The following is a 22,059-nucleotide window of genomic DNA, read 5'->3' as shown; positions in this document are numbered from 1 at the left end:
GCAGATTATATAATGCGCGCCCATGGCAAGTGATGAACGAAATCGACAATCTAAGCCCCCGAAGCCGACAGTGACGGCAGCGGGACCTAAACGCGTACGCGAGAATGCCGGCGAGCGCCGCATGACGGCCGCCCAGCGGGCCGAACGCGACGCCGAACGGCTGGCCGCCAAGCAGGCCGCCGCCAACCGCGTTCCCGAGATTCAATTCCCCGAGGCGCTTCCCGTCTCCGGACGCCGTGAAGAGATCGCCCGCGCGATTGCCGGCCATCAGGTCGTGATCGTGAGCGGCGAAACCGGCTCGGGCAAGACCACCCAGCTACCCAAGATCTGCCTCGCGCTCGGTCGCGGGCTGGGCGCTGGCGGCACCGGCCTGATCGGCCACACGCAGCCGCGCCGTATCGCAGCCTCGGCCACGGCGCGCCGAATCGCCGACGAACTGAACACGCCGCTCGGCGAAATCGTCGGCTTCAAGGTGCGTTTCAACGACACGCTCTCGAACGGCGCGTCGGTCAAATTGATGACCGACGGTATTCTGCTGGCCGAGACGCAGACCGACCCGCTGTTGCGTGCGTACGACACCATCATCATCGACGAGGCGCACGAGCGCAGTCTGAACATCGACTTCCTGCTCGGCTACCTCAAGCAGTTGCTGCCGCGCCGCCCCGATTTGAAGGTGATCATCACCTCCGCGACGATCGACGCCGACCGCTTCGCCCGTCACTTCGGCACGATGGACGGCGGCGAGGTGCGCCCCGCGCCGGTGATCGAAGTGAGCGGCCGTCTGTATCCGGTGGAAGTGCGCTACCGCCCGATTCAGGACGACGCCCGTATCGCCAATGCGGAAGGCCGCGAGGGCAGCCGTGCCAGTGCCCGCGACCGGGATCGCGATTTGATGGATGGCATCGTCGATGCCGTCGATGAACTGTGCCGCGAAGGCTCGGGCGACGTGCTCGTCTTCCTACCCGGCGAGCGCGAGATTCGCGAGGCGGCCGAGGCGCTGCGCAAGCATCATCCGCCGCACACCGAAATTCTGCCGCTCTTCGCTCGGCTCTCGGCGACCGATCAGGAGCGTGTGTTCAAGGCATCGAATGCCCGCCGGATCGTGTTGGCCACCAACGTGGCCGAAACCTCGCTCACCGTGCCCGGCATTCGCTACGTGGTCGATGCGGGTACCGCACGCGTGAAGCGCTACTCGTACCGCAACAAAGTCGAGCAGCTTCAGATCGAATCGATCTCGCAAGCGGCGGCCAACCAACGCGCCGGGCGCTGCGGTCGTGTGGCTGACGGCATATGCATCCGCTTGTACGACGAAGCCGATTACCAGTCGCGGGCGCGCTTCACCGATCCGGAAATTCTTCGCTCGTCGCTCGCGGCGGTGATTCTGCGCATGCAGTCGCTGCGTCTGGCGAAGGTCGAGGAATTCCCGTTCATCGAGCCGCCGCCGGGCCGCGCCATTGCCGACGGCTATCAGTTGCTCAACGAACTCGGCGCCGTCGACGACACCAATCAACTCACGCCGCTCGGGCGCGAACTGGCACGTCTGCCGCTCGACCCGCGCGTCGGTCGCATGATTCTTGCTGCCCGCGATCAGCAATCGCTGCGCGAAGTGCTGATCATCGCTGCTGGTCTGGCCGTGCAAGACCCGCGCGACCGGCCCATCGAAGCCCAAGACGCCGCCGATAACGCCCATCGCAAGTTCGCCGACGAGAAGTCTGAATTCCTCTCGTGGATCAAGATCTGGCGCTGGTTCGAAGAGGCCATCGCACACAAGAAGTCGAACCGCTTGCTGGCCCAGGCGTGCCGCGAGAATTTCCTTTCGCAGTTGCGACTGCGCGAATGGCGCGACGTGCATAGTCAGTTGCTCACCGTGGTGCGCGAGCAGGGCTGGCGCATCAACGAGTCGGACGCCACTTACGAGCAAGTGCACCTGGCGTTGCTCGCGGGCCTGCTCGGCAACATCGGTTGCAAGGCCGACGACGATCCGCATTTCCTCGGCGCGCACGGTATCAAGTTCCATATCTGGCCGGGGTCGTCGCTGGTGAAAAAGGCGGGCCGCTGGGTGATGGCGGGCGAACTGGTCGAGACGAGCCGCCTGTACGCGCGCTGCATTGCACGCATCGAGCCCGAGTGGATCGAGCGCGTCGGCAAGCATCTGGTGAAGACGTCGCTGTCCGATGCGCACTGGGAGAAGAAGGCCGCGCAAGTCACGGCATTCGAGCGCGGCACGCTCTATGGTCTGACGATCTATTCGCGCCGCCGCATGAATTTCGGCCCGCGCGATCCGCGTCGTGCGCGCGAGATTTTCCTGCGCAGCGCGCTCGTCGAAGGCGAATGGGAAACCAAGCTGCCGTTCTACGCGCACAACCGCAAGCTCATTGCCGACATCGAGCAACTGGAACACAAGTCGCGTCGGCAGGACGTGCTGGTCGACGATGAACTGATCTACGCGTACTACGACGCGCATGTGCCGGAAGGGCTCTACGACGGCATCAGCTTCGAGCATTGGTATCGCGAGACGGTCAAGGGCACGCCGAAGCTGCTGTATCTGGTGCGCGACGACCTGATGCGTCACGAAGCGGCAGGCGTCACGACCGACTTGTTCCCGAAGAAGACGGCCATCGCCGGGATCGAGATGGCGTTGACGTATCACTTTGAACCGGGTTCGCCGCGCGATGGCGTGACGCTTGCCGTGCCGCTCTTCGCGCTCAATCAGGTGGATGCGCGCCGATGCGAATGGCTCGTGCCCGGCATGCTCAAGGAAAAGACGCACCTGATGATGAAGTCGCTGCCGCAGAAGTTGCGGCGTCACTTCGTGCCGCTGCCGGAATACGCGGCCGGGTTTGTCGAGCGTGCGACGTTCGGGCAGGGTGCATTGCTCGATGCCGTCATGGCCGATGCGCGCGAGCAGACCGGCGTCATGCTCAAACCCAGCGACTTCAAGCTGGAGATGTTGCCCGCGCACTTGACGATGAACTTTAAAGTCATCGACGAACATGGGCGGCAACTCGGCATGGGTCGCAACCTCGCGCAATTGCGCGCCGAGTTGGGGCAGCAGGCGCAACGCACGTTCCAGGAATTGGCTGCGAAGAGCGGCGCCACGCCGACGGGCGTGCTGGCTGAGGGCGGGCAGGGCGCTGGCGCTGGACGCCAATCGGCGGGGCAGGCTGGCAAGGGCGACATCTCGGGCGCGGCAGGCGGCGCGAAGGGGGCCGCAAACGCCAAACGTCCGGGCGCGCAGCCGAGTTCTGGCGGCGCTGCCGTGGAGCCCGGCCGCTACGACAACCTCACGACGTGGAGCTTCGGCGAGTTGCCGGAGATGCTCGAAATTCGGCGGGGCGGTCAGACGCTGTTCGGCTACCCGGCGCTTGTCGATCGTGGCGATCACTGCGATCTGGAAGTCTTCGACGACCCCGACGAGGCGCAGCGTCAGCATCGCGCCGGGTTGCGGCGTTTGTTCGCCATTCAATTGCGCGAGCAGGTGAAGTATCTGGAGAAGAACATTCCAGGCCTGCAACAGATGGCCATGCAGTACATGAATCTGGGCACGCAGGAGGAATTGCGCGACCAGATCGTCGATCTCGCATTGGAGCGTGCCTGTCTGCAAATGCCGTGGCCGAGCGACAACGCGTCGTTCGTTGCGCGCAAGGACGAAGGGCGGGGCCGCCTCACGCTGCTGGCGCAAGAGATTGCACGGCTCGCGGGGCAGATTCTTGCCGAGTACGCCGCGTTGCAGAAGAAGCTCGCGCAGGCAAAACCCTTCGCGCAACCGTACGCCGATCTCACTGCGCAGTTGCAGCGGCTGGTCGGCAAGCGTTTCTTGATCGATACGCCGTATGCACAGTTGGCGCATTTCCCGCGCTATCTGAAGGCCATGGCGGCGCGCATCGACAAGCTCAAGGCCGACCCGGCACGCGATGCACGGGCCATGAGCGAGCTAGGGCCGCTGCTGCAAAACTGGCAGCGTGCGACGTCGCAACGCCGCGACCACGGTGACGCTCGTCTGGACGAGTTCCGCTGGCTGCTCGAAGAGCTACGCGTGTCGCTCTTCGCACAGGAATTGCGCACGCCCATGCCTGTGTCGGTCAAGCGCCTGCACAAGGTCTGGGAGGCATTGCAGCGATAAGGCGGGTCAGCGGGTCGAACACGCATCGCGCCGGTTTGCGCTACGTCAGAAACCGGCGCGATAGTGTTTCGCCAGATCAAAAAAGCAGCGCCGAGGCACGCTCGTGGGCGATTTCCCAGCCTACAATAGCGAAACTTTTTTGCGACACCGCCGCCGTTTTTGCGCCGACCTCGCTGTGACTCGTCGTGACTTTTTTCCCCGAGAGATTTCGCAATGCGTAAATTCCTGATCGCCGCCAGTCTGGCGGCTTCCTTCGGCTTGAGCGCGCTGGCCGGCCCCGCCGCTATGGCCGCGCCGACGGCGCCCGCAGCGCCCGCTGCCGACGGCGTCGTGGTGGTGCTCAATTCCGGTGACGCCAGTGTCAGCCTGATCGACAAGGCCAGCCAGAAGGTGATTCAGACGTTCCCGGTCGGCAAGGAGCCGCATCACTTGATGGCCACGCCCGACAACCAGTCGCTGATCGTGGCGAATTCGGTGGGCAACAATCTCGTCTTCCTCGATCCGAAAACCGGTCAGATTCAACGCAAGATCGAAAACATTGAAGACCCGTACCAGATTGGCTTTTCGCCGGATAAGAAGTGGTTCGTCGCCAACGGTCTGCGTCTGGATCGTGTCGACGTCTACAAGTTCGACGGCAAGAACTTGAGCGTGGCCTCGCGCATCCCGCTCAAGAAAATGCCGAGCCACCTCGTGTTCACGCAGGACAGCAAGATCGTCTTCATCTCGCTACAAGAGTCGAATGAAGTGGCCGCGATCGATCTGGCCACGCAGAAAGTGCTCTGGAAGATGAAGGTCGGCGACAGCCCGGCCGGTGTGTGGCTCACGCCCGGCGATAAGTATCTGTTGGTGGGTATGACCGGCGCGGATTACGCGGCCGTGGTCGACTGGCGTAACCAGAAGATCGTGAAGACGATTCCGACGGGCAAGGGCGCGCACAACTTCCGCTCGCTCGCCGACGGCAAGCACGTGCTGATTTCGAACCGCGTGTCGAGCACGATCAGCATCATCGATCAGGATGCGCTCACCAATGTGGGCAACATCACCGGCCTGCTGCCGGGGCCCGACGATATGGAGCTCTCAGCCGATCGTAAGACGCTGTGGGTGACGTTCCGCTGGGCGCGCAAGGTGGGCATTATCGATCTGGCGTCGCGCAAGCTGATCAACACCATTCCGGTCGGACGCTCCCCGCACGGGATCTACTTCTACGACCGCGCGCCGGTGCTGTAACATCGGGGCATTGCCGCAACGGCTTCTCTGACCGGGTGTCCTCGCGACACCCGGCCCCGCTCCATGTTCGAATCGCTGGTCGACGGTTTTTACGCCGCCTTCTCGGCGGCGCAGACCGAGATCTACACCCGCATCGTGCAGCCCGTGCTGTTCGCCACCGGGCTGATGTCGTTCGCCGACGACGCTTACGACGCCGTGCAGTTTTTCCTCATCGGCGTACTCCAGATCGTGCTCATGCTGGTGCTGCTGCGCCCGCTCGAAGCCATTGCGCCCGCCGAAGCGTGGCGCGAGCGGCGAGCGGTGCGTGTCGACGTGATTTACACGCTCGTGCACCGTCTGGGCCTGTTTAATCTGGTATTTTTCTTCGCCTTCCGCCCGCTGTTCGACGCTTTGCAGTCGTGGCTGCGTCTGATGGGCTTCGTCAATCTGAATCTGGAAGACGTTTGGCCGGGTGTGACCGACAACGCGTTCGCGAGCTTCCTGATCTATCTGGTGATTCTCGACTTTGCCGGTTACTGGTATCACCGCTGGGGACACTCGTTTCGCTGGTGGTGGGCGCTGCACGCCGTGCACCACAGCCAACGGCAGATGTCGCTATGGACCGATAACCGCAACCATTTGCTCGACGATCTCATCAAGGCGGCGTTTTTTGCGACCATCGCCATCCTGATCGGCGTGAGTCCGGTGCAGTTCGTGCTGCTCGTGGCGGTGTCGGAGTGGCTGCAAAGCCTGCAACACACCAATACGCGGCTGCGCTTCGGCTGGCTGGGCGAGCGCTTGCTGGTGAGCCCGACGTTTCACCGCCGCCATCACGCCATCGGGGCAGGGCATGAAGGGCGCCATCGCGGCTGCAACTTCGGCGTGCTGTTCCCGTGGTGGGATATGGTGTTTCGCACCGCAGACTTTTCCGCCGCCGGTGTCGCGACCGGCATTCGCGATCAACTCCCGCCGCCGGCTGGCCGCTCGGCCGACTACGGCGAGGGCTTCTGGGCCCAGCAATGGCTCGGGCTCAAGCGCATGGCGGTGAGTTTGAAACTGCATCGACCCAAGCGACCCAACCGACCAAACGACCGTCCCCCGGCTTCTCGTACTGACCGCACCGAATCTGCATGAACGATATTCTTCGCGCGCTTGGCCGCGCGCTCGTGAGCCTGTTGCACCCGCGCATGTTGTGGCTCACTGCCATGCCTTTCTTCGTCTCCGGCCTGATCTGGGGCGCAGTGATCTGGTTCGGCTGGGAGCCCTTTACCGACTTCCTGCGGCTCTGGCTCGAACAGTGGGAATTCACACACTGGATCTACCGGTTCTTCGGCTATTTCGGCGTGGACAGCGTGCGCATGGCGCTCGCGCCGTTCATTCTCGTGGCGCTGCTCGTGCCACTTATCGTGGTCACCGCGTTGTTACTCATCGCCGGGTGGTCGATGCCTGCGGTACTGCGGCACTTGTCGCGGCGGCACTTCATCCATCTGGAGGCGCGCAAGGGTGGCTCGTTCTGGGGCAGTCTTGGGCAGTCGCTCGGTGCGACGGTGATTTTCCTCATCGCCGCGCTCGTGACCTTGCCGCTTTGGCTGGTGCCTCCGTTCTTTGCCATCGTGCCGCCGTTGCTTTGGGGGTGGCTCACGTATCGGGTGATGACCTACGACGCGTTGGCGTATCACGCGAGTGCCGAAGAACGTAAGCGCATCGTGCGCGAACGGCGTTTGCCGTTGCTGGTGATCGGCGTGGCGACCGGGTTGCTGGGGTCGCTGCCCACGCTGCTATGGGTCTCGTCGGTCATCATGATCGTGCTGTTCCCGGTGATTGCGCTGGTGGCGATCTGGCTGTACGTGGTGATCTTCGTGTTCTCGGCGCTGTGGTTTGCGCATTACTGCCTGCGCGCCTTGTCGCGGTTGCGCATCGAGGAGGCGGGCCGTCACGAGCCGACGCTCGATGCGACCGTGCTGCCCGCCGCGGCAAGCCCGGCGCCGGAAAGCGGCGATGCCACGAGCGCGGTGCCATCGGGCGCGCCGCCGTTATTGCCGCCGCCCGGGGAGCATTGAGCCGCCCCGTCGAACGGTGGGCGTGAGTGCATAGCGGTTAGTAACGGTTGGCAACGGCTGGCAACGGTTGGCTGCGAAAGTGGCACAATCGTTGATCTGCGGCCAACCGGTGTGCCGGGCGGCCGCGATCCGAATTCAAGACCTTCCCCCAAGCGCTGACGGCGCGATGCTCCGGGCAAAACGAGCAACGCGGGCGCGTCGGCAAGACAAGACAAAGGACGCATCATGGCGGTCGGCATCATCATCATCGGCGACGAAATTCTCTCCGGTCGTCGCCACGACAAACATCTGCCCAAGATCATCGAATTGCTGACCGAGCGCGGCATGCAATTGGGCTGGGCCGAATACGTGGGCGACGATCCCGAGCGCATTACGGCCACCCTGCGCCGCACGCTGTCCACCGACGACATCGTGTTCGTGACCGGCGGCATTGGGGCCACGCCCGACGATCACACGCGTCAGTGCGCGGCGGCGGCGCTCAATGTGCCGCTTGCGCTCACGCCGGAGGCCGAAGCGCTGATCATGGAGCGCATCGCGGACACGAGTCCCAATGGTCAGGCGGATATGACGAACCCGGATAACCGGCACCGTCTGAAGATGGGCGAGTTTCCGGTCGGCGCGCGCATTCTGCCGAACCCGTACAACAAGATTCCCGGCTTCTCGGTCGAGCAGCATCACTTCATGCCGGGTTTTCCGGTGATGGCGTGGCCGATGATGGCTTGGGTGCTCGACACCTATTACGCCGATCTGCACCATCTCACCCGGCACGCCGAGCGTTCGGTGCTGGTGTTCGGGCTGGCGGAATCGACGCTGACGCCGCTGATGGAAGTGATCGAAGCCGAGTACGACGGCATCAAGGTGTTTAGCTTGCCGAGCGTGGGCGATGCGGAGCGCGGTGCAGTCTACGCACGCCGTCATATCGATCTGGGTGTGAAGGGCGATCCGGCGCAGGTGGGGGCAGCGTTCGAGCGGCTGGTAGCGGGGGTGAACGCGCTGGGCGGCGAGATCATCCATCCGGCGGAAGCCGTCGCTTTGCCGGAAGGGACGGTGCCGCAGACGAAATAAGGCGCGCCGTGAAGGGCGCGCCTTGGTACGAGTGCTGGTGCGAGTGCTGTTAGAACCCGGCCAGCACGAGCTTCCCGATGGTGCGCCCGCCTTCGAGTTGCGCATGCGCGCGGCGTAGGTTCACGGCGTTGATCGGCCCGATGACTTCACCGACCGTCGTACGCAGCGTGCCCGCGTCGACCAGCCGTGCGACTTCAGTGAGCAGCTTGTGCTGCGCAATCATGTCGGGCGTCTCGAACATTGCCCGCGTGAACATAAATTCCCATACGAACGTGGCGCTCTTGCTCTTGAGCAGGCCAATCTCCAGCGGCCCAGCGTTCTCCACGATCGAACAAATCTTGCCCTGCGGTGCGACCGCCTCGGCCATCGCCGGGAAGTGCGTGTCCGTATCGTTCAGACACAGCACGAAATCCACATGGCGCAGGCCGAGTGCTTCCAATTGCGACGGCATGTCTTGGTAGTGGCTGATGACGTGCTGCGCCCCCAACTGACGGCACCAGTCCGCCGACTCGGGGCGTGATGCGGTGGCCACGATATTGAGTCGAGCGAGGCGGCGCGCCAACTGAATCGCAATCGAGCCGACACCGCCAGCACCGCCGACGATCAGGATCGATTTGCCTTCGTCGCTGCCGTCCGGCGCAATGCCCAAGCGGTCGAATAAGGCTTCCCATGCCGTGATCGTCGTCAGCGGCAGCGCAGCGGCGTTCGCGAAATCGAGGGATGCGGGCATGTGGCCGACGATGCGCTCGTCCACCAGATGGAACTCGCTGTTTGCCCCGGGGCGCGTAATGCTGCCCGCGTAGTACACGGGGTCGCCCACCTTGAAAAGCGTAACGTCAGGGCCGACGGCGGCGACGGTGCCTGCGGCGTCCCAACCCAGCACGCGCGGTGTGTCTTCGATCCGGTCTTTCGGGGCGCGCACCTTCGTGTCGACCGGGTTCACGGAAATCGCTTCGACCTTGATCAGCAGGTCACGTCCCGCCGGGGTGGGCGTCGGCAGGTCGATATCTTCGAGCGACTTGGGGTCGTCGATAGGCAAATAACGGGTCAATCCGACAGCTTTCATCTGTTTTCTCCTGGAAAGGGCTCGGCGCTCGGCGTGTTGCCATCTGGCGCCTCACATCATGACGAGAGATTACGACTGGTCGATTACTTTGATAATCCGCATAATGAGGAAAAGATTTTTTTGAAAAGGCGATAAATGTCGTTGGACCTCGAGACGGTGGCGTTGTTCGTTCGCGTGGCGGCGCTGGGGAATGTGTCGGCGGCCGGGCGCGAGCGCGGGTTGTCGCCTGCTGCCGCCAGCACGCGGCTCGCCCAACTCGAGACGGTGCTTGGCGCGCGTCTGCTTCATCGTACGACTCGCCGTGTTGCGCTCACACAGGAAGGCGACATTTTTCTCGTGCAGGCGCAGGCGCTGCTCACTGCCGAGGCGCAAGCGCTGGCCTCGGTCGGGCAGGGGCTGGCGGCGCCACAAGGCCGTTTGCGGGTGTCATGTTCTTCGTCGTTCGGTCGACAGCATGTGTCGCCGGCGCTGCCCGCTTTTCTGGCCCAGTATCCCGGCATCTCGCTGGATTTTCGGCTGACCGATCGCGTCGTCGATTTGATCGAAGAGGGCGTGGATCTGGCGATTCGCGTGGGTGCGTTGCGCGACTCGACGTTGGTGGCCCGCAAACTTGCTCCGAATCGCCGCGTGTTGTGCGCGTCACCGGCGTATCTCGCCGCGCACGGCATGCCCCGGCACCCCGCCGAGTTGGCCGGTCACGATTGCTTGACGCTGGGCGATCAGCGCGACTGGCGGTTTATGACGTCCGGGGGCGCACTGAGCGTGCGCGTGAGTGGGCGCTTGTCGTCGGATAACGGTGAAGTGCTGCGCGACGCCGTGGTTGCCGGGCTGGGGATTGCGCCCAAGTCGACGTGGGACATCGGGGCGTATTTGCGCAGCGGTGAACTGGTGGAGGTGCTGTCGGCGTATCCGCTAGCCGACGACATTGCGATTTGGGCGGTGTACCCAAGCCGCGCGTTCGTGCCGCCGAAAACGCACGCGTTCATCGATTTCTTACAGGTGCGCTTCGGGCCGGAGCCGTATTGGGAGAAGGGTTAGCCTGCCGAGCGCGCCGGTCCGCTGAAAGACGGGACCGGGCGCAGCGGTGAAGTTCTTGCTTAGTGTGTCGACGCCAGCAAGGGCGCGGTCGTGGAGGCGGAGGGCATCGATACGCCGACTTGGCTAATACCTGCGTGGTTTGCGCCGGTAGTACTCAAACCCTGAACGAATTGCTCAAGCCGGGACGTTGCTGGCGCATGCGGCGAAGCTATCGGCGGTTGTTCACTATTCATTTGCCACTCTGCGACGAGGGGGGCTGGCTCTATCTTCGGCGTTACCCCAAACGTCGAAAAGATCGCCGTCTTGAATTCGCCCATATCGCGAAACCTGCGCAATTCGTCCCCGCTGTAGCCGTGGACCTTCTTGAGTTTGTTATCTCTGCCAAACTCCGCAATCGCCATCAGTTCCGGGACGCCATCGCGCCAGTGGCCGTCAAAAAGGACCTCCACCACCCCCGTTTCGCACGGCATGATGCGCCTCGTTTGACCGAGCGAGAGGTCTTGCGAGAAGACGGCGATGGACTGTTTGAGTGTCTGAACGACCACGTCCCGAAGTTGCACCAACTTCTCGGTTTGGCGCTTGCCCTCGGGGGAGGATGTGTCCGGAATAGCATCCAACTTTTGCGTGCAGACGAAGAATCCGTTCGTCCATTTCAGTAAAAGTTTTACGGGCATGAATTCCTCGAATGCCTCGCGAATCCCTGGGCCGTACTGCTCGATTCCCTTCAAGCCAGTGAACACGCGTGCTAATTGCCGCACGGTGTCGGCACCCAGCGCTTCGAGATGATTCGCGCTTGCCCCGGCGTTGAGGGGCTGCCCTAACCATTCCGAAACCTGCTTGATGTCTTCCACTAATCCCGATTGATTCGTATCGCCGACGTTCGACATAGCGCTTTCTCCAGTTGTGTCAGATGGACCCGCAAGACGGAGCCGCCAAACGGCGCGGCAAAACGCGGGCAGGCACCAATCTTTCACAACATCGGAATTGCGAAGGCGAAGTCGCCCGGATCTGTGACGCATCACAAGCGTGATGGGATGAATCACTTGCCGAGTCGCAATGAATCGCCCATTTGTGGGCGTGCCCAGCGAGGGTGGCTAGGATCCGGGCGCGGGGAGGGGCGCTTCAGTGCAGGCGATGCGAGTGCTGCGACGGCGTGCGGGTGTCTTCGTGACCGATCGCGGGGCTTGCGTGGTGAAGCACCAGCCGCCAGCCGTCCGCTTCCTTGAGATAGACGTTGGTGGCCAGCACGAACGCGTAACGCGCTTCGGGATGCGTTTCCACCAGAATCTGTTCGAGCACGTTATGGACGGCGCACAGCGGGTTATGCGCCACTTGAAGATGACTGACGGCCACTTGCAAGCCGCCCTTGCCCAGAATCTGCCGCCAACTGGCGCGCACGGCCGCCGGGCCCACATGGCGTGGACCGGCCGGATGAATGCAGACGATTTCTTCGTCTTCCGACCATACGTCCATCACGATGTCGATGTCACCGGCACGAAGCGCCTCGTAATAGGCGTGCTCGGCATCTTCCGGACTCAGATATATGGCTGCGGGCATAACGGCGGCCTCCGTCGGTGTGATGCGCCGGACCACAGGTGGCAGTCCGGCGAACGCGCAGATTATGGAGGGTTTGCCCTTGCTTGTCGAACGGATGCCCCGGCCCCCGGCCACCGCGCGACTCTTGATCTGGCGCAAGGCAGGCGGGCCGTGAGGCCGGTAGCTTATGGGTATGCGCGGGTGGTGCTCCACCCGCAGTGGTCAGCAGGGGGCGCCGGCCAACGTGCGCAGCGCCGTGGCGTCGATGATTTTGACGTGGCGCTGGCGGATTTCGATCATGCCGTTCTGGGCAAAGCGCGAGAACAGGCGGCTCACGGTTTCGAGCTTGAGACCGAGGAAGCTGCCGATCTCTTCTCGGCTCATACGCAGCACGAACTCGTTAGCCGAGTAACCGCGTGCGGCCAAGCGCTCGGAGAGGTTGAGCAGGAAGACGGCAAGACGCTCTTCGGCACGCATGGTGCCGAGCGCCAGGAGTTGCTGGTGCTCGTTACGGATTTCCTGACTCATCAGGCGGTGCATTTGCCGTTGCAGCGAGGGCACTTGGCGCGAGAGCGTCTCAAGTTCGCCGAAGCGGGCGATGCACAATTCGCTGTCTTCGAGCGCGACGGCGGTGCTCGGGTGGTGGTTGTCAGCCACGGCGTCGAGGCCGATGAGTTCGCCTTGGAGGTGGAAGCCGACGACTTGTTCGCGCCCGTCAGGCGCAGTGACGCAGCTCTTGAGGGAGCCGAAACGAATGCCGTAGACGGCGTTAAGCGTATCGTTGGCGTGATAGAGCACTTCGCCTTTTTTAAGGCGGCGGCGCTCGCTCACGAGTGCATCCAGTCGTTCCAGTTCGGGTGCCGGAATGCCGACGGGCAGGCAAAACTGCCCCAGCGAGCACGTGGAACAACGGGGCTGAGCGACTGGAATGCGTCCGATATCGGTGGTCATGGAAGCCCTTGAAGTTATTTCAGAAGTTTACCATGGGGCGTCTACTCGCCGTTTTAGCCGCCGAGCCCGCTTGTTGGGCTCGATAGGGACTCGATACGGGTTCGGAACGCGTGTTTGAGGGGCTGCGTCGGGTCGGGCGTGGCTTGCCTGCGACATGACGCCGCAGGCTGGGGATGCGCCTGTAGGGTGGGGCGGCAGGGGGATTCTCCCGGGGGATCCCGACCGATCAAGGCAGGCGCGGGAGGCTGAGATATCGACGACGCTTTACGGGCGACAGGGTTTCAGTAATAATTGCGCACATACCGGACGTCCGTCTCGCCGCACTATCGGCCTGGGCGTTTTCCCGGCAGGTCGTTTCGAAGCATCCAGGTCGCGCCGCCGTCACTACGACCGAACACAAAAGGGCGCGCGCTTATGCGAAGCGGTTGTTTTTTCGATCTACGACCGTTTCTCGTGTTCCAAGCATCCATTTATTCCTGATACCGGGTTGCCAAGCCCCCGGTCTGCTTAGTCGCACATGAATACCCAAGAGGCGAAACTCGTCCTCGAGACCGCGTTGATTTGCGCGCAGGAGCCGCTTAAGGTCGGCGATCTGCGCAAGCTTTTCAATGACACCGTGTCCGGCGATACGGTGCGCGCGCTGCTCGAGGAAATCCGCGTGCAATGGGATGGCCGAGGTGTGGAATTGGTGGCGCTGGCCACCGGCTGGCGTTTCCAGAGCCGTCCGCGCATGCGTGAATATCTCGATCGCCTCAATCCGGAAAAGCCGCCGAAGTACTCGCGCGCTGTGATGGAGACGCTGGCGATCATTGCATACCGTCAACCGGTTACGCGTGGCGATATCGAAGAGATTCGCGGCGTGACGGTCAATACGCAGATCATCAAGCAGTTGGAGGACCGAGGCTGGATCGAAGTGATCGGCCATCGCGACGTGCCGGGACGCCCCGGCTTGTACGCGACGACCAAAGATTTCCTCGACGATCTCGGTTTGCGGGCACTCGACGCGCTGCCACCGCTGGAAGACCCGGCGGCACAGGCGCAAATCGACCTGCTCGCGCAGCAGAACATCGAATTCGGCGAACGTGCCGAGGGCGAAGAAAGCAACGACGAGGCGATTTCGGACGATGTGCCGGTCGCTGACGCCGACGCGCTGGCCCGTTTGGCCGAAGCGCGTGCCGACGATCTTCCGCTCGCGCAAGGCGTGCCCGAAGATCAACGGCCGGTGTCGGATGCCGCATTGGCACTCGCCGACGACGCACTGCTCGATGCGGTGATCGCCGAAGGCGAAGATGGTGGATTGTCGGCCGCGACGGAACTCCCGGACGCGGCGCACGTCAGTGAGCAGGTTGACGTTGCGGACGCCGCCATCGAGCAAAACGAGGAATATTCCGATGAATCGGAACCTGCGGCCCCGGTCGACGACGATCCGCCGCAAGATATGCAGCACGTGACGACGCCGGCGGACGATCCCGCCGCGACGGCATCGCAGGAAGTGACCCCGCACGCTGCCGACACGGCGGCGAACGAAGCCGCAGCTGGGCAGCCCTTGCCCGGTGCGGACGAGGACGACGACGAGAACGGCGGGGACGACAAGAATCTCGTCACCGGTACCTGAGGCTCCGGCGCATTGCGCCGGGTTCGCACAGGGCCGTTAGCGACAAAAACGAAGCCGCGGCATCAGTTTGCCGCGCATTCATGGTGCGAACACGGATCAGGGCAGCGATAGTTGCCTGCCCGCCACGATCCCGTTTTCCAATGAGGTTGTGTTGAAACAAAACGAAGAATCCCAGGACCTGCACGCACGCGATGCCGGTGCCGATGCACGCGCGTCGGAAGGCGAGGGCGGCGATGATAAGGCGTCGCGCCGCGGTTTGCGCCGTGGTCCGCGTAGTCTGATCGCCCGCCGTCGCGCGGCCCAGCAAGCCAAGCGCGAGGGCGACGAAGGTGGTCCGGGCGAAGCTGCCTCGGCCGATGCGCCGCATGGCGACGCGCCGCAAGGTCAGGACGCCGCTGCCGAGAGTCCCGCTGCCGCGCAAGGCCGTGGCCGCGCCGCCCCCCGCAAACCGCGCGGTGCCAAGCGCGATGGCGCGGGGCAACGTGCGCAGCCTACCGATAACGCAGGGAACGCAGCGAATGGCGCTAACGCAGGGGCCGCTGGTAACGGTGCCAACGCGGGCAGGGGCCAAGGCGCCCAGGGTGCCAAGGGGCGTGGCCGCAAGGCGCCGGGTGGTGCTGGTGGCGGTCCGCGCGGTGCGAAGGGTGGCGACGACGATTTGTTCGCCTTCGTGACGTCGGGTGGTTTCGACAGCGAAGACGCGGAAGGCGATAAGGCTGGGGCCAAGCGCGGTGCGCGTAAGCCGGCCGACCGCCGTGTGCTCTCGCCGGACGACGAGGCTCCCAAGCTGCATAAGGTGCTTGCCGAGGCAGGCATGGGCTCGCGCCGCGAGATGGAAGAACTGATTCTGGCCGGGCGCGTGTCGGTCAATGCCGAACCGGCGCACATCGGTCAGCGCATTCTGCCGACCGATCAGGTGCGTATCAACGGCAAGCTCGTCAAGCGCCGGATCACCAGCAAGCCCCCGCGCGTGCTGCTGTATCACAAGCCGTCGGGCGAAATCGTCAGCCATGCCGATCCGGAAGGCCGTGCGTCGGTGTTCGACCGTCTGCCGCCGATGAAGACGGCAAAGTGGCTGGCCGTGGGCCGTCTCGACTTCAATACGGAAGGTCTGCTGATCCTGACGACGTCGGGCGATCTGGCCAACCGATTCATGCATCCGCGTTATGGCATCGAGCGTGAATATGCCGTGCGTACGGTCGGTCAGTTGAGTGAGTCGTCGCGTCAGCAATTGCTGCGCGGCATCGAACTGGATGACGGCCAGGCCAACTTCCTGCGCTTGCAGGACGGTGGCGGCGAAGGCTCGAACCACTGGTATCACGTGGCGCTGACCGAAGGGCGTAACCGCGAAGTGCGTCGTATGTTCGACGCGGCGGGCCTCATGGTGAGCCGTCTGATCCGTACGCGTTACGGCCCGCTCACGCTGCCGCGTGGTCTCAAGCGCGGTCGTTACGAAGAGCTGGACGACGCGCAAGTGCGCTCGCTCTTCGCGGCCGTCGGCATGAAGGTGCCGGGCGCCAGCGAGGCGGAGAAGGGTGGCAAGGGTACGCGTGGCGGCAAGGCCGGTGCGCCGAAAGAGCCGCGCCGTCAGCCGGATCCGATGCAAACCGCATTGGGTGTGTTCGGCAAGGAACAAGGTTACGGTCAGTCGCGTCGTCCGCGTGCCAATCCGTTGACGGCGTTTGTCGGTCCGAGCGGTGGCTTCCCGAGCCCGACCGGCTCGCCGCGCGGCGAAGGCCGCCGCTTCGGTGGTGGTAATTCGGCGGGTGGTGGTGGCTTTGGCGGTCAGTCGCGTGGCGGGAATTCCGCTGGCGGTGGCGGCTTCGGCGGCCAATCGCGTGGCGGCAACGGTGGCGGTGGCAATGGCGGGAATGCCAACGGCAATCGCAGCCGCGGCGGCAATCGATCGGGTGGCGGTGGCGGGGCTGGCCAGGGGAATTCTGGCGGCAACCGGGGCAACCGCGGCGGGAACCGGTCGCGCTGATTTATTGCATTGCAACGGCGTTGTGTAGATGCCCGTCCTGCGGGCATTTGCCACGCCAAGCGTTGCAAAATGGCCGAAAACCATATAAAATCAGTGAATAAGCTGGTTAGCGCGTCGGACTTTCTGTTGCGGCGCGCACCTCATGCGCAATGAGGACGTAAGAAATGGGCGTTTCGCCCATTTTTTTTTGCCGCGAGCGTTTTGCGCGGCCGATGCCGCCGCGTTTGGGAGTGGGTGTGTCGACACAGGCACGCCGGCCCTGACGGTCGAGGCAGGTATCGTGCGGCGTCCCATGCGGGGCGCGCAGACATGTCGGGCGCTGATGCGCGCGAGTTTTTCTAGGGTGAGCAAAGTTGCAATTGCCAGAACTGATCGAGACCACGGTCGAAGGCCTGGGTTACGAGCTGGTCGATCTTGAGCGCGCCGGCGGCGGTTTGCTGCGCGTTTATATCGACAAGCCGGAGGGCATCGCGATCGATGACTGCGAGACGGTGAGCCGTCAACTCTCGCACGTGCTGATGGTCGAGAACGTCAACTATGACCGACTTGAAGTGTCATCGCCGGGGCTGGATCGTCCGCTGCGAAAGCTGCGCGACTTCGAGCGTTTTGCCGGTGCGGAAGTGAGTCTCACGTTGCGTGTGCCGCTTGAGGGCCGTAAGCAGTTCCGCGGCATCTTGCAGGCGCCGCAAGGCGAAAATCTGAGCCTCGAGTTCGAAGGCAAGGGCGGCCCGGCGCTGCTCGAATTCACCCTCGCGGATATTGACCGTGCGCGCCTTGTGCCGCAGATTGATTTTAGGAGTCGCAAACGATGAGTCGCGAAGTATTGCTGTTGGTCGATGCGCTCGCGCGCGAAAAGAACGTCGACAAGGATGTCGTGTTCGGCGCGCTGGAAGCGGCATTGGCTTCGGCCACCAAGAAGCGCTACACCGAAGACGTCGACATTCGCGTGCACATCGACCGTGAGTCGGGCGAGCACGAGAGCTTCCGTCGTTGGCTGGTAGTGCCCGACGAAGCCGGCCTGCAAGAGCCGGACAAGCAAATTCTGCTGTTCGAAGCCAAAGAAGAAAACGCCTCGATCGAACTCGGCGAGTTCATCGAAGAGCCGGTGGAATCGGTCGAATTCGGCCGTATCGGCGCGCAAGCGGCCAAGCAAGTGATTCTGCAACGCATTCGCGATGCCGAGCGCGAGCAGATTCTGTCGGACTTCCTCGAGCGTGGCGAAAAGATCATGACCGGCACGGTCAAGCGTCTCGACAAGGGCAACCTGATCGTCGAGTCGGGCCGTGTGGAAGCGCTGCTGCGTCGCGATCAGTTGATTCCGAAAGAAAACCTCCGTATCGGTGACCGCGTTCGCGCGTACATCGTGAAGGTCGATCGTACGGCGCGTGGCCCGCAGATTGAACTCTCGCGCACCGCACCGGAATTCCTGATCGAGTTGTTCGGCATGGAAGTGCCGGAAATCGAGCAGGGTCTGCTCGAGATCAAATCGGCCGCCCGTGACCCGGGTGTGCGCGCGAAGATCGCCGTGGTGGCCTACGACAAGCGTATCGATCCGATCGGTACGTGCGTGGGTATCCGCGGAACGCGTGTGCAGGCCGTGCGTAACGAGCTGGGCGGTGAAAACGTCGATATCGTGCTGTGGTCGGAAGACCCGGCGCAATTCGTGATCGGTGCCCTCGCACCGGCGGCAGTGCAGTCGATCGTCGTTGACGAAGAGAAGCACAGCATGGACGTGGTCGTCGACGAGAACGAACTGGCGGTGGCGATTGGCCGCAGCGGTCAGAACGTGCGTCTCGCGTCGGAACTGACCGGCTGGCAGATCAACATCATGACGCCGGACGAATCGGCCGAGAAGCAGAACGAAGAGCGCGGCACGTTGCGCACGTTGTTCATGCAGCGTCTCGATGTGGACGAAGAAGTGGCGGACATCCTGATCGAGGAAGGTTTCTCGAGCCTGGAAGAGATCGCCTACGTGCCGCTCAACGAAATGCTCGAGATCGAAGCTTTCGATGAAGACACGGTGCATGAGTTGCGCAATCGTGCGCGCGACGCACTGCTGACGCAGGCGATTGCCACCGAGGAGAAGGTTGAGGGCGTTGCGCTCGATCTGAAGAGCCTCGACGGCATGACGCCCGAGTTGCTGGCCAAGCTGGCCGAGCATGAAATTCAGACGCGCGATGATCTGGCCGAGCTGGCCGTCGACGAACTGACCGAAATGACCGGTGTCGACGAGGAAGCTGCGAAGGCTTTGATCATGAAAGCGCGAGAGCACTGGTTCCAATGATGACCTGCCCCGGCATGCATATGGAACAGTGAACTTTGAAGTTAACCGCAAGGCGCGTGGCCTTGCTTGAAGAGGTTTGAATGGCGAGCATCAACGTAGCCCAATTTGCTGAAGAACTGAAAATGCCGGCCGGCGTGTTGCTGGAGCAACTCAAAGCCGCCGGTGTGGACAAACTCAGCGCCGACGATTCGGTAACGGAAGCCGACAAGGCCCGTTTGCTGGAACACCTGCGCCGATCGCACGGCGCTGGCGACGGCGACAAAAAGAAGATCACTCTGACGCGTCGCCAGACCTCGGAAATCAAGCAAGCCGACGCGACCGGTAAGGCGCGGACGATTCAGGTTGAAGTCCGCAAGAAGCGTACTTTCGTCAAGCGCGACGATGTCGCAGAAGGCGGTGAGAACGCTGCGGCTTCGGCCGAAGACGAAGCGCTGCGCCAGCGCGAGGAAGACGCACGCCGTGAGGCGGAGCGTCTTGCCGCCGAGGCTGCGGAGCTGAAGCTGCGCCAGGAACAACTCGAGCGCGAAGAGGCCGAGCGCCGCGAGCGTGAAGAGAAGGAAGCGGCTGAGCGTCGTGCCCGTGAAGAAGCGGAGCGCGCTGCTGCGGCGGCGAAGGCGGCCGCCGAAGCGCAAGCCAAGTTGGAAGCGAAGGCAGAGGCTAAGGCCGATGTCGAAGCTGACAAGGCTGCGCAAGCCGAGACTGAAAAGGCCGAGCAGGCAAAGCAAGAAGCTGCTCAGCAAGCCGAGAAGGCTGCGACCGCCAAGGCGGACGCCGAGCGCGAGCAGGCCCGCAAGGCCAGCGAAGAAGCGCGTGCGGCTGCCGAAAAGGCGAGTGCTGCGGCTGACAAGGCGCGTGCCGAAGAGGAAGCGATTCGCAAGCGTCGTGCCGCGGCCGAAGCCGAAGCACGCGCGATTCGCGAAATGATGAATGCCCCGCGCCGCGTGCTGAAGGCACCGGAGCCGGCACCTGCTGCTGCGGCCGCACCGGCTGCCAAGCCGGAAGCCAAGGGCACGCTGCACAAGCCTGCGAAGCCGGAAGGTTCGACGTCGGCCAAGCCGGCAGACAAGAAGCCGGCAACGACGGCAGCGCCTTCGACGACCGCCAATGCGGACAAGAAGGACAAGAAGCCGGGCGCTTGGCAGAAGGATGCCGACAACCGCAACAAGCGCGGTGGTATGAAGACGCGCGGCGACACGAGCGGTGGTTCGGATGGCTGGCGTGGCGGTGGCCGTGGCGGCCGTCGTGGCGACCGTCATGCGCAGGACAATCAGTTCCAGGCGCCGAGCGAGCCGATCGTGCGTGACGTGCACGTGCCGGAAACGATTAGCGTTGCCGACCTGGCGCACAAGATGGCGGTCAAGGCTGCCGAAGTCATCAAGTTGATGATGAAGATGGGCCAGATGGTGACCATCAATCAGGTGCTCGATCAGGAAACGGCCATGATCGTGGTGGAAGAACTTGGCCACCGCGCGATCGCTGCGAAGTTGGACGATCCGGAAACGCTGCTGGACCTGGGCAACGAAGCTTCGGTTGCCGAAGCCGTGCCGCGTCCGCCGGTGGTGACCGTGATGGGTCACGTCGACCACGGCAAGACCTCGCTGCTGGACTACATCCGTCGCGCCAAGGTGGCGTCGGGCGAAGCCGGCGGTATTACGCAGCACATCGGTGCGTATCACGTTGAAACGCCGCGCGGTACGGTGACGTTCCTCGATACCCCGGGTCACGAGGCCTTCACGGCCATGCGTGCTCGCGGTGCACAGGCAACGGACATCGTGATTCTGGTGGTGGCGGCCGACGACGGCGTGATGCCGCAGACGAAGGAAGCTATCGCTCACGCGAAGTCGGCTGGTGTGCCGATCGTGGTGGCGATCAACAAGATCGATAAGCCGGAAGCCAACGCCGACCGCGTGAAGCAGGAACTCGTGGCCGAGGGCGTGGTGCCGGAAGAGTACGGTGGCGATTCGCCGTTCGTGCCGGTGTCGGCCAAGACGGGTACGGGTATCGACGATCTGCTCGAGAACGTGCTGTTGCAAGCCGAAGTGCTGGAACTGAAGGCACCGGAAGATGCCCCGGCAAAGGGTATCGTGATCGAAGCCAAGCTCGATAAGGGTAAGGGTCCGGTCGCAACGATTCTGGTGCAGTCGGGCACGCTCAAGCGTGGCGACATGGTGCTGGCTGGTCAGGCTTATGGCCGCGTGCGCGCCATGCTCGACGAAACGGGCAAGAACGCGAAGGAAGCCGGTCCGTCGATCCCTGTGGAAATTCAGGGTCTGTCGGAAGTGCCGGGCGCTGGTGAAGAAGTGCTGGTGGTGCAAGACGAGCGCAAGGCACGTGAAATCGCTTTGTTCCGTCAGGGCAAGTTCCGCGATGTGAAGCTGGCCAAGCAACAAGCCGCGAAGCTCGAGAACATGTTCGAGCAAATGGCCGAAGGCGAAGTCAAGACGCTGCCCCTCATCATCAAGGCAGACGTGCAGGGTTCGCAGGAAGCATTGGCGCAGTCGCTCAACAAGCTCTCGACGCCGGAAGTGCGTGTGCAGATCGTGCACGCTGCGGTGGGTGGCATCAGCGAAAGCGACGTCAACCTGGCGACGGCTTCGAAGGCGGTCATCATCGGCTTCAACACGCGTGCCGATGCATTGGCTCGCAAGCTGGCCGAATCGAACGGTATCGACATTCGTTACTACAACATCATCTATGACGCAGTGGATGAGGTGAAGGCGGCAATGTCGGGCATGCTGGCCCCGGAGAAGAAGGAAGAAATCACCGGTATGGTCGAAGTGCGCCAGACGTTCCGCGTGCCGAAGGTGGGTACGGTTGCCGGTTGTATGGTGCTCGACGGTTTCGTCAAGCGCTCGTCGCATGTGCGAGTGCTGCGCGAGAACGTGGTCATCTTCACGGGCGAGCTGGATTCGCTCAAGCGCTTCAAGGACGACGTCAAGGAAGTCAAGCAGGGCTTCGAGTGCGGTCTGTCGGTGAAGAACTTCAACGACATCCAGGAAGGCGACCAACTGGAAGCGTTCGAAATCACGGAAGTTGCGCGTTCGCTGTAATACGCAACGTACAACGGATGTGGAATGGCCCACCAAGCCGGGAAACCGGTGGGGTGGGCCATTGCATTACTAGCGAGTGAG

15 protein-coding genes are annotated in these 22,059 nt (G+C 63.1%); 11 read left to right on the top strand and 4 right to left on the bottom strand.

What is annotated here, in order from left to right:
- The first annotated feature begins 22 nt into the window (after positions 1–22).
- The 5 genes from hrpA to PPN31114_RS06010 all read left to right on the top strand — a co-directional run bounded on the left by hrpA (position 23) and on the right by PPN31114_RS06010 (position 8,454).
- Positions 23–4,123, top strand: a complete 4,101-nt coding sequence (hrpA, locus tag PPN31114_RS06030; RefSeq protein ID WP_150678531.1) for an ATP-dependent RNA helicase HrpA — start codon at positions 23–25, stop codon at positions 4,121–4,123.
- Positions 4,124–4,336: 213 nt separating this feature from the next.
- Positions 4,337–5,350, top strand: a complete 1,014-nt coding sequence (locus PPN31114_RS06025; protein ID WP_370865835.1) for a YVTN family beta-propeller repeat protein — start codon at positions 4,337–4,339, stop codon at positions 5,348–5,350.
- Between the two features lie 63 nt (positions 5,351–5,413).
- Positions 5,414–6,463, top strand: a complete 1,050-nt coding sequence (locus PPN31114_RS06020; protein WP_150678530.1) for a sterol desaturase family protein — start codon at positions 5,414–5,416, stop codon at positions 6,461–6,463.
- Positions 6,460–7,389 carry an EI24 domain-containing protein gene (locus PPN31114_RS06015; RefSeq protein WP_150678529.1) on the top strand — a complete coding sequence of 310 codons (930 nt, stop codon included), beginning with the start codon at positions 6,460–6,462 and terminating at the stop codon, positions 7,387–7,389. Before PPN31114_RS06020 ends, PPN31114_RS06015 begins: the two co-directional genes overlap by 4 nt.
- Before the next feature lie 225 nt (positions 7,390–7,614).
- Positions 7,615–8,454, top strand: a complete 840-nt coding sequence (locus PPN31114_RS06010) for a competence/damage-inducible protein A (protein ID WP_150678528.1) — start codon at positions 7,615–7,617, stop codon at positions 8,452–8,454.
- 49 nt (positions 8,455–8,503) lie between these two features.
- On the opposite strand, the gene PPN31114_RS06005 is transcribed toward PPN31114_RS06010, so the two are convergent.
- Positions 8,504–9,520: a zinc-binding alcohol dehydrogenase family protein gene (locus PPN31114_RS06005; RefSeq protein WP_150678527.1), complete on the bottom strand. Its 1,017-nt coding sequence runs from the start codon at positions 9,518–9,520 to the stop codon at positions 8,504–8,506.
- A gap of 135 nt (positions 9,521–9,655) precedes the next feature.
- On the opposite strand from PPN31114_RS06005, the gene PPN31114_RS06000 reads away from it, so the two are divergent.
- Positions 9,656–10,558: a LysR family transcriptional regulator gene (locus PPN31114_RS06000; RefSeq protein ID WP_150678526.1), complete on the top strand. Its 903-nt coding sequence runs from the start codon at positions 9,656–9,658 to the stop codon at positions 10,556–10,558.
- Positions 10,559–10,617: 59 nt separating this feature from the next.
- Here the strand turns inward: PPN31114_RS06000 and PPN31114_RS05995 are convergent, their stop codons facing one another.
- The 3 genes from PPN31114_RS05995 to fnr form a co-directional block, all read right to left on the bottom strand.
- Entirely contained in the window at positions 10,618–11,445 is an 828-nt protein-coding gene (locus PPN31114_RS05995; protein ID WP_150678525.1) for a hypothetical protein, read from the bottom strand.
- A 235-nt stretch (positions 11,446–11,680) separates the two neighbouring features.
- Positions 11,681–12,115 carry a YybH family protein gene (locus tag PPN31114_RS05990; protein WP_150678524.1) on the bottom strand — a complete coding sequence of 145 codons (435 nt, stop codon included), beginning with the start codon at positions 12,113–12,115 and terminating at the stop codon, positions 11,681–11,683.
- Positions 12,116–12,316: 201 nt separating this feature from the next.
- Positions 12,317–13,045, bottom strand: a complete 729-nt coding sequence (gene fnr / locus PPN31114_RS05985) for a fumarate/nitrate reduction transcriptional regulator Fnr (RefSeq protein ID WP_150678523.1) — start codon at positions 13,043–13,045, stop codon at positions 12,317–12,319.
- A 517-nt stretch (positions 13,046–13,562) separates the two neighbouring features.
- Here fnr and scpB point away from each other — a divergent pair.
- From scpB to infB, 5 genes are all read left to right on the top strand, one after another.
- On the top strand, positions 13,563–14,660 hold the full coding sequence (gene scpB, locus PPN31114_RS05980) for an SMC-Scp complex subunit ScpB (RefSeq protein ID WP_150678522.1): 1,098 nt from the start codon (positions 13,563–13,565) through the stop codon (positions 14,658–14,660).
- Between the two features lie 151 nt (positions 14,661–14,811).
- The gene (locus PPN31114_RS05975) at positions 14,812–16,644 is read left to right on the top strand and encodes a pseudouridine synthase (protein WP_370865834.1); all 1,833 of its coding nucleotides are present in this window, start codon (positions 14,812–14,814) and stop codon (positions 16,642–16,644) included.
- A 353-nt stretch (positions 16,645–16,997) separates the two neighbouring features.
- The gene (rimP, locus tag PPN31114_RS05970; protein WP_150678520.1) at positions 16,998–17,456 is read left to right on the top strand and encodes a ribosome maturation factor RimP; all 459 of its coding nucleotides are present in this window, start codon (positions 16,998–17,000) and stop codon (positions 17,454–17,456) included.
- Positions 17,453–18,928: a transcription termination factor NusA gene (gene nusA / locus PPN31114_RS05965; RefSeq protein ID WP_150678519.1), complete on the top strand. Its 1,476-nt coding sequence runs from the start codon at positions 17,453–17,455 to the stop codon at positions 18,926–18,928. Before rimP ends, nusA begins: the two co-directional genes overlap by 4 nt.
- Positions 18,929–19,008: 80 nt before the next feature.
- A complete protein-coding gene (gene infB, locus PPN31114_RS05960; protein ID WP_150678518.1) occupies positions 19,009–21,978 on the top strand; it encodes a translation initiation factor IF-2 in 2,970 nt (989 codons plus the stop codon).
- Positions 21,979–22,059 lie beyond the last annotated feature (81 nt).

It is taken from the genome of Pandoraea pneumonica, assembly GCF_902459645.1.
Classification (GTDB): domain Bacteria; phylum Pseudomonadota; class Gammaproteobacteria; order Burkholderiales; family Burkholderiaceae; genus Pandoraea; species Pandoraea pneumonica.
This window is presented reverse-complemented; position numbering and strand designations above follow the sequence as displayed.

Coding starts and splice junctions, on each gene's coding strand:
- PPN31114_RS06005 (WP_150678527.1), bottom strand. CDS start 9,520: ATGAAAGCTGTCGGATTGACCCGTTATTTGCCTATCGACGACCCCAAG.
- PPN31114_RS06025 (WP_370865835.1), top strand. CDS start 4,337: ATGCGTAAATTCCTGATCGCCGCCAGTCTGGCGGCTTCCTTCGGCTTG.
- fnr (WP_150678523.1), bottom strand. CDS start 13,045: ATGACCACCGATATCGGACGCATTCCAGTCGCTCAGCCCCGTTGTTCC.
- PPN31114_RS06010 (WP_150678528.1), top strand. CDS start 7,615: ATGGCGGTCGGCATCATCATCATCGGCGACGAAATTCTCTCCGGTCGT.
- infB (WP_150678518.1), top strand. CDS start 19,009: ATGGCGAGCATCAACGTAGCCCAATTTGCTGAAGAACTGAAAATGCCG.
- PPN31114_RS05995 (WP_150678525.1), bottom strand. CDS start 11,445: ATGTCGAACGTCGGCGATACGAATCAATCGGGATTAGTGGAAGACATC.
- nusA (WP_150678519.1), top strand. CDS start 17,453: ATGAGTCGCGAAGTATTGCTGTTGGTCGATGCGCTCGCGCGCGAAAAG.
- PPN31114_RS05990 (WP_150678524.1), bottom strand. CDS start 12,115: ATGCCCGCAGCCATATATCTGAGTCCGGAAGATGCCGAGCACGCCTAT.
- scpB (WP_150678522.1), top strand. CDS start 13,563: ATGAATACCCAAGAGGCGAAACTCGTCCTCGAGACCGCGTTGATTTGC.
- PPN31114_RS06020 (WP_150678530.1), top strand. CDS start 5,414: ATGTTCGAATCGCTGGTCGACGGTTTTTACGCCGCCTTCTCGGCGGCG.
- hrpA (WP_150678531.1), top strand. CDS start 23: ATGGCAAGTGATGAACGAAATCGACAATCTAAGCCCCCGAAGCCGACA.
- PPN31114_RS06015 (WP_150678529.1), top strand. CDS start 6,460: ATGAACGATATTCTTCGCGCGCTTGGCCGCGCGCTCGTGAGCCTGTTG.
- PPN31114_RS06000 (WP_150678526.1), top strand. CDS start 9,656: ATGTCGTTGGACCTCGAGACGGTGGCGTTGTTCGTTCGCGTGGCGGCG.